Here is a 6,985-nt window from a genome sequence, read left to right as displayed (position 1 = left end):
TCGATGTCGCCCAGGGACCAGGACTTGTCGAAGAAGGCTTCGGTCGGCGCGTAGAAGCGGAAGTAGGTGAACCAGCCCTCGCCGGGGTTGGTCTGCACCCAGTTCTGTTCGAAGCCCTTGACCGGCTTGGGCCCGTAGTACACGTCCACCGAGCCGTCGGGGTTGGTCTTCAGGCCCTGCTTGCCGGCGGCGATGTCCGGCGCCTTCTCGTCGTTGACGATCATCTGCCGGTTTTTCTCGTCGTACACGGTCGAGGACCAGAACTGCTTGGCCGGCACGTTGGCCGGGATGTGCAGCTTGTAGGTGTGCTCGCCGGTCAGCCAGTTACCGTCCTTGTCCTGGTAGGTCACGATGTAGCGCTGGCCGACGCCCGGGGTCTGGGTCAGCATGGCTTTCGAGATGGAGAAGGCTTCGTAGTACCAGGACGCGCGCTCGTCGAACTGGTCCCAGTTCTCGGCGCGTTGGTCGGTGCCCACGGTAATGGCGTGTTTCCAGTGCGTGCCTTTCCAGAACGGCGGCTCGAAGCGCTTGGCGTAGTTGTTGGCCTTGGCCATCGCCTGGCCCAGCACCGCGCCCTTCTCGAGGATGGCCTTCTGTTCGGCGGTGGGCGCGAAGGGCTTGCCTTTTTCGATACCGAGGAAGCGCAGGTGCTCCAGCATGAAACGGTCGCGCTCGTCGACGACTTCGGACTGCACCAGTTGGTTGATGGTTCTCCAGTAGTCCATGCCGGTGCGCGGCGTCCCGCTCCAGGGTTCCTCTCCGGCAGGCACTACCGGCCAGGCTTCCCCGCCCTTGCCGTCGTTGTAGAGCGACGTGCTGATCTTCGGCACCAGCTCCTTTACCGCCGCCGCCTTGTCCTGGCCCAGCAGGCGGACGCCGAAGAACACGATGTTCGATGGCGACTGCACCACATGGTAGCCCTCGGGGGCGATCTTCTCGTGCCCCGGCGGCAGGAACAGGTACTTGCCGCCCTCGCCCTTGTCGGGACCGACCACGCCCAGGTCCTCCAGCACGCGCTGGTTCACATCCATGATCATGCCGGCCATCAGGCCCTTGGGCAGGGTCAGCACCAGCGGGCCGGTCTTGGACAGGTCAGCCAGCGAGGCGATGTAGGGGGTTGTGAAGTTGGGGGTGAGGATGCCCTGCTTCTGCTTCTGGGTGATATAGGACGCCAGGTGGCCGTCGGGGATCTTGAAGATGTCGTTCTGGGCGTTCTTCCACTCGATCATCCCCGAGGCGGGGATGCCCCACAGGTAGGCCTCGGTGGCGCGCATCAGGTCCATCTCGTTCAGCAGCTTCTTCATGGTCGGCTGGGTCGGATAGCCGCCATCGAACTCCAGCTTGCCGATTGCGGAATCGACGCTTTCCATCTTGCCCGCCATGGCCTGGGCCGACGCCACCAGCAGCACGCAACTGATCGCCGAAGCCAATAGGTTCTTATCGAGAGTCATATCGAGTAGTCCTTTGCTTGAGGGGCCACGCAGTCGAGTGGCCGTGGGGTCCGAAGTGGTTGCCGCACCCTGAGCGGTACGGCGAATGGGCTGGAATGCTGGACCCGTTGGCATTGCAGTCTAGATTGAGAGCAGGAATCCGATAGCCGAAAAACGAAACCGACGGGGTACCCAGAGGCATGCAGCAGACAGTCTCCTTCCAGCGTTTCAGCTATGCCGGGCTGGATCTGGCGAGGGCCTTCGACGTCATCTATGGCGGGCATTTCCAGCATCGGCTGCATTCGGCCAGGCAGGCCCACCTGGAGCATCAGCGCCTGGCGCTGGGAAACACCCTGCTGGAAAGCGGTTGCTACGACTTCCCGGTCATCGCCCATGGGGTCATGCCCGAGGACGTGGTGTGCGTCGGCCTGATGGCCGATGGCGCCGAGCTCACGCGCTACAACACCGCCACCATCGATAACGACGAAATCCAGCTGTATCCACCGGGCGCCGAGCTGCTCTACCACGCCGCCGGCGCCTCGCGCTGGATCAACCTGAGCCTGCCGCGCGCGCTGCTGCAAAACGCAGTCGTCGCCCACGCCGGGCGCCCGCTGGAGTTGCCGGGGCGCCATGCGATGTCTATCCGCCTGCGCGCGGGCGGCCGGGCGCGCCTCGTTCGCCTGGCCGAAGATGCCCTCGCCCTGGGCCGCAACCTGGCTGCCGACGGTCTGCCCGCAGCGCTGGCCGATGGCATCCGCAATGGCCTGGCCGACAGTTACGCCGCCGAACTGGTCGGGGCCACCCTGGCGGACGGCCGACGCAGCAATCTGGCCCGGCAGAATTTCCAGCTGGTGCTGGCTTGCGAGCGCCTGGCCCTGACCGAGGACGACCTGACCGTCGAGCTGGACGCCCTCGCCCACCGCTGCGGCTACGGCCGCCGCGCCCTGGAGCTGATCTTCAAGCGCACGGTGGGCATGCCGCCGGGGCGCTGGTTCCTCAACATCCGCCTCAACGGTGTGATGCGCGACCTGCTCGGCGCCACGGCGCATTGCCGCATCACCGAGGTCGCCAGCCGGTGGGGTTTCCGCCACTTCTCGCGCTTCGCCTACCAGTACCGCCGAGCGTTCGGCGAGCTGCCCAGCGAGACGCTGCGCCGGGCGCAGAATCGCTAGCGGCGTCGGCACTTCGAGGTTCGAGCGTTGCATCGGGTTGCGCCAGCCGGGCCGTCAATCGACGCGCCGGATCGCCGGCGGCGCCCAGTCGCCACGGAAGATCGCCGGGTCCTGCGCGCGGTAGGCGCGGAAGATCAGCTGGAAGCCACCCTCGGGGCTGGGCAACCAGTTGGCTTCGCGGCCGGCCGGGGCGTCGCGCTGGATGTAGATGTCCAGCGAGCCGTCGGGGTTGTAGTGCAGGCCGTGGTCGATGCTGTTGATCGTCCAGCGTCCGGCGGCGTTGGGATACAGCAGGCGCTGCGGCAGCCGGTAGATGGTCAGCCCCCAGTAGGCCTCGACCTTCGGGAAGGCGTCCTTGGCGAAGTGCAGGACGTAGCGTTGGCGGCCGTCCAGGGGGCGGCCTTCGGTATCGAGCACGCCGGCCATGGCCGCGTATTCGTCGGCGGTGTTGGAGTAGATGCCGCGGTGTGCCACGCCTGCGCGTTGCAGGTAGTCGTAGCCGAAGGCGCCCACCGGCTGGTCGAGTTGGGGCACGCCCCAGCCGTTGACCAGCTTGGTGCGGGCGGTCATGGAGCGGTCCTGGACCAGTTGCCAGCCATCGGCCACGGCCTTCTGCAGGCCTTCGCGGGTGGCGCTGTCGAGCTTCGCCGGGTCGAAGGCCAGGCCCGGGCCCACGCCGATGCGCCGGAAGCTGGCCCACAGCGCTTCTTCGCCGGGGCGCGGCCCGGCGTCGGCCATGGCCTGGTTGAGCACGCGGAAGAAGTCGAGCGAGGTGGACAGCGCCTGCTGCTCGCCAAGGGCGGCGCGCCGGTGGTCGTCGGCCGGCAGTTCCGGGGCCTGCCAGGGCTTGCCGGCGCGGTAGGCCGAGAGCGGCGTGAGGCTGAAGCCCTGCTGCACGGCGCGGGTGCGCTGCTGCAGGTCGGCGCGGTCCTCGAAGAAGGTGCGCAGCAGCAGGAAGGCGCTGTTGGTGTCCACCGGCACCGCGCTGACGCCCTTGGGCAGCTCGCCCTTCCAGCCGGGACCGACCAGCGCGTAGTCGCCGGGGCCATTGCGCACCGAGCGCTTGGAAATGTTGGCGACGGTTTCGGTGTAGGCGTCGGTGACTTGCGCCGTCCAGTAGCGCATGCCCCGGGTGTCGGGCACATGCAGCACGACCGGCTCGCGGCTCAGGTCCAGGCAGGCCTGGGAGTACAGCAGGTCGGCGTTGGGCGTCACGAACAGGTCGTAGTGCTCGTCGGCCGGCGCCGGTTCGTGGCGGAAGCTGTTCAGCGGCGCGTGCTGGCGGTACTGCGGGTCGAGCAGGCGCGAGCAGATGCGCAGGTTCTCCACCGCCGGCCAGCCGTACACGTAGGCCTGTACGCCGAGGCTGTAGGCGTCCAGCACGCGGGCGCGGTACAGGGCCTGGTAGGCCGGTTTGTCGCTGGGTTCGGCGCGGTCGACGCGAACGCTGGTGACCGCCGCTGGCTGGATACTCGGCGCGGGTTCGGCGGCGGCCAGGCTGGCGACGCAGAGCAGGAAGGCGGCCGGAATGCGGACTGCCATGGGTGTCCTCGCTGTTCTTGTTGTATGCCCGTGCGGTCTGCAACGGGCTTCGGCGAGGACTATGGGACGGCGCCGAAGGGGCTTTGATCCCCCACTTGGGGGGATGCGCCCCCTCAGCGCACCAGGCCGAGGGCCTTGGCGCGGACGATGGCCTGGGTGCGCCGGGACACGCCGAGCTTGGTGTTGATGCGCTGGGCGTGGCTCTTCACGGTGTGCAACGAAATGTGCAGGCGCTCGGCGATCTCCTGGTTGGCCAGGCCTTCGGCGATCATGTTCAGTACCGAATGCTCGCGGCGGCTCAGCTGGCCACTGTCGGCGCAGGCCGCGGCCTCGGCAGCGTCGCCGGCGCGGCCGACCCAGCGCGCGACCTCGGGGCGGAACGAGTGCCAGTAGCAGGCGCTGCCCTGGTCGCCGCTGCGCCGCGCCTGGGCCAGGGCGTCGAACAGCGCGGCCTGGGCCTTGCGCTGGCGGGAGCCGACCAGGTGCGCCTCGGCCAACGCGAAGCCCAGCTCCCAGGCCTGGCCGTGCAGGCCGGCGAGTTGCGCCTGCTTCAGCCAGCCTTCCAGGGCCTGGCTGCAGTCCTGGCCCAGGGCCAGGGCCGCCCTCGCCCGGAGCAGTTCGAAGGCCGGGCGCACCGCCAAGCCGGCCAGCGCCAGACGCCAACCGGGCACGCCCCGCGCCATGACGAGCTGCGCCTCGGCCAGCTCCAGGCAGCGCCGGTAATGCCCCTGCCCCAGCCACAGGCGGCCACGCAATTGATCCAGCAGCGGCCGGTAGAGCACTTCATCGACGCCCTGGCGTTGCATGGCGCGCTCGGCATCGCCCAGGCGGTCGAAGGCGGCCTGGGTCTGGCCGGCGGCGGCGTCCAGCTCGGCGAGGCCGGCATGGGCCCAGGCCAGTGCCGCGCCGGCGCAGTGCGGCAGTGCCTCGGCGTAGTCATCGCGGGCCTCTTCCAGGCGCCCCTGGCGCCAGAGGTTGTGCGCCAGGTGCAGGCGCGCCCAGGCCCGCAGCGGCCTTCGGCTCGGCGCCAGCTCGGCGAGCACCCGGCGCAGCTGGGCTTCGGCGCGCAGCAGTTCGCCGCGCCGCTCGAGCTGCGCCGAGTGTTGCAGTACCAACAGCGCTTCCAACACCAGGCTGCCGCGCTCCCGGGCTACCTGGGTGGCTTCGGCGGCCAGGCGCCGGGCCTGTTCGCGGGCCCCCTCGGCCAGGGCCTGCTCGCTCAGCAGCGCCAAGCCCAGCACCCGCTCGGCCCAGCACCCGGCGGGCAGGCACGCCAGCGCTTCCCTCAGCCCTTCGGCCGGAGGTTCGCCGAGGCTGTGTCGCAGATGGCCGTCGAGCACCTGCCAGCGCGCGAGCAAGGCGGCCTGCAGCGCCGCGTCCGGCTGCGGCAGGAAGGCCGCCAGCTGCGCCAGGCAGGTGCGCGCCGGTTCCAACTGGCCGCCGAGGAACAGCGCCCAGGCGCGCAGCAATACCAACTCCGCCGTGCTCCGCAGCAGCTCCTCGGGAATCTGCGTGCGCCCGAGCAGCAGCGCTTCGCCGCCGTCGCCGCCGAGCAGGCTTTCCAGGTCCAGGCGCTGGGCCAGGCTGGCGGCGGTTTCCGGTTGTTCCGCCAGCAGCGCGTAGTGGATGGCCCGCCGGATGTCGCCGGCGCCGGCGTAATGCTGGCAAGCGCTGCGGTAGAACCAGGCGCGCCGGCGCTTCGGCAGGCTGTCGGCGAGCAGCGCCGCCACTGCCGGCCCCACTCGCCAGCCCTGCTCCGTCGGCTCGATGAAGACGCCGGCGTCGAGCAGTTCGGCCAGCGCGGGGGCGGGGGTGTGCAGTTCGAACAGCGCCTCGTACAGGCACGCGTCGAAGCTGGGCAGGCAGGCCAGCAGGCAGAGGGTTTCGCGCTGCGTGGCGTCCAGCTCGGCGAGCAGTTCGCCGTGCAGGTAGTTCGACAGCAGTTGCTCGGCGCTGGCCGCACCCTCCCCGCGCTGCGCGGCCAGGCGTTGCAGGCTGGCGCCGGCGAACCAGCCGTGGCTGTAGCGGTGCAGCTGCGCGGCGCCGGCCTGGGGCTCGGCGAGCCATTGGCCGAGTTCGGCCGGGGTCAGCGCCAGCGCCTGGGCGTTCACTTCCAGCAGTTCGCCATCGAGCAACAGGCGGGTCAGTGGCAAGGCTGGGCGCCGGCGGCAGGCCAGCCACCAGCCGACGCAGGGCGCGGCGCAGTCCAGCCATTGGCCTAGCGCCTCGATGAAACCGGGCCCAGGCAGGGCCGGCAGGTGGTCGAGCATGATCCACAACGGCTGCTCGCGGCGCGCCAGGTGCGCCGCTACCGCGTTTACCGAACTGTCGGCCAGGCCGAGACCGGCGGCCAGTCGCAGGCTCAGCGCCTGGGCATCGGCGGCCGCGCCGCGCAGGTCCAGCCAGCAGAGCGCGGTTTCGTCCGGGCGGGCATGGGCGCACTCGCGTAGCAGCTGGCTCTTGCCGTAGCCGCCGGGAGCGCAGAGCAGGCGCAGGCGCGCGGCGCCCTGCAACAACGGGTCGCGCAGGCGGGGACGATGCAGGTGCTCGGGAGGCAGCGGTGGCAGGCCGGTGGGCATGGCGGTTCCGGACGGTGATTGGGCAGTGGCCCATCCTAGGAACTGTGCGCTTGCAGGGTTATCCCCTGAACGGGGGAAAAAGGAGCGGCCCGAAGGCCGCCCAACCACGGAGTTGCTCTTGCGAGCATCGGGCTTGCGCCCGATTCGGTCGGGGGCGCCACCTGGCGCCCCACGGATGACCTGGAAAGCATGCTAGGGCTTTCGCGCGGTGCTTTTGATCCCCCGTGCGGGGGAAAAAGCGGCGGCCCGAAGGCCGCCCAGG

General features: G+C 69.8%; 4 protein-coding genes. 1 reads left to right on the top strand and 3 read right to left on the bottom strand.

Annotated features, from left to right (window positions below; translation table 11 throughout):
* On the bottom strand, positions 1 to 1,451 hold a 1,451-nt coding region (locus P3W75_RS11455), incomplete at its 3' end, for a DUF1254 domain-containing protein (RefSeq protein WP_276227499.1).
* Between the two features lie 179 nt (positions 1,452 to 1,630).
* Between P3W75_RS11455 and P3W75_RS11450 the strand changes: the two genes are divergently transcribed.
* Positions 1,631 to 2,602: a helix-turn-helix transcriptional regulator gene (locus P3W75_RS11450; protein WP_276227498.1), complete on the top strand. Its 972-nt coding sequence runs from the start codon at positions 1,631 to 1,633 to the stop codon at positions 2,600 to 2,602.
* 54 nt (positions 2,603 to 2,656) lie between these two features.
* Here P3W75_RS11450 and P3W75_RS11445 read toward each other — a convergent pair whose 3' ends face one another.
* Entirely contained in the window at positions 2,657 to 4,144 is a 1,488-nt protein-coding gene (locus tag P3W75_RS11445) for a DUF1254 domain-containing protein (RefSeq protein ID WP_276227497.1), read from the bottom strand.
* A 113-nt stretch (positions 4,145 to 4,257) separates the two neighbouring features.
* Positions 4,258 to 6,723, bottom strand: a complete 2,466-nt coding sequence (locus P3W75_RS11440) for a helix-turn-helix transcriptional regulator (protein ID WP_276227496.1) — start codon at positions 6,721 to 6,723, stop codon at positions 4,258 to 4,260.
* Positions 6,724 to 6,985 lie beyond the last annotated feature (262 nt).

It is taken from the genome of Pseudomonas citronellolis, assembly GCF_029335315.1.
Classification (GTDB): Bacteria; Pseudomonadota; Gammaproteobacteria; order Pseudomonadales; family Pseudomonadaceae; genus Pseudomonas; species Pseudomonas citronellolis_A.
This window is presented reverse-complemented; position numbering and strand designations above follow the sequence as displayed.

Excerpts from the sequence above, each read along its gene's own strand:
- P3W75_RS11450 (WP_276227498.1), top strand. The coding sequence starts at position 1,631 with ATGCAGCAGACAGTCTCCTTCCAGCGTTTCAGCTATGCCGGGCTGGAT.
- P3W75_RS11445 (WP_276227497.1), bottom strand. The coding sequence starts at position 4,144 with ATGGCAGTCCGCATTCCGGCCGCCTTCCTGCTCTGCGTCGCCAGCCTG.
- P3W75_RS11440 (WP_276227496.1), bottom strand. The coding sequence starts at position 6,723 with ATGCCCACCGGCCTGCCACCGCTGCCTCCCGAGCACCTGCATCGTCCC.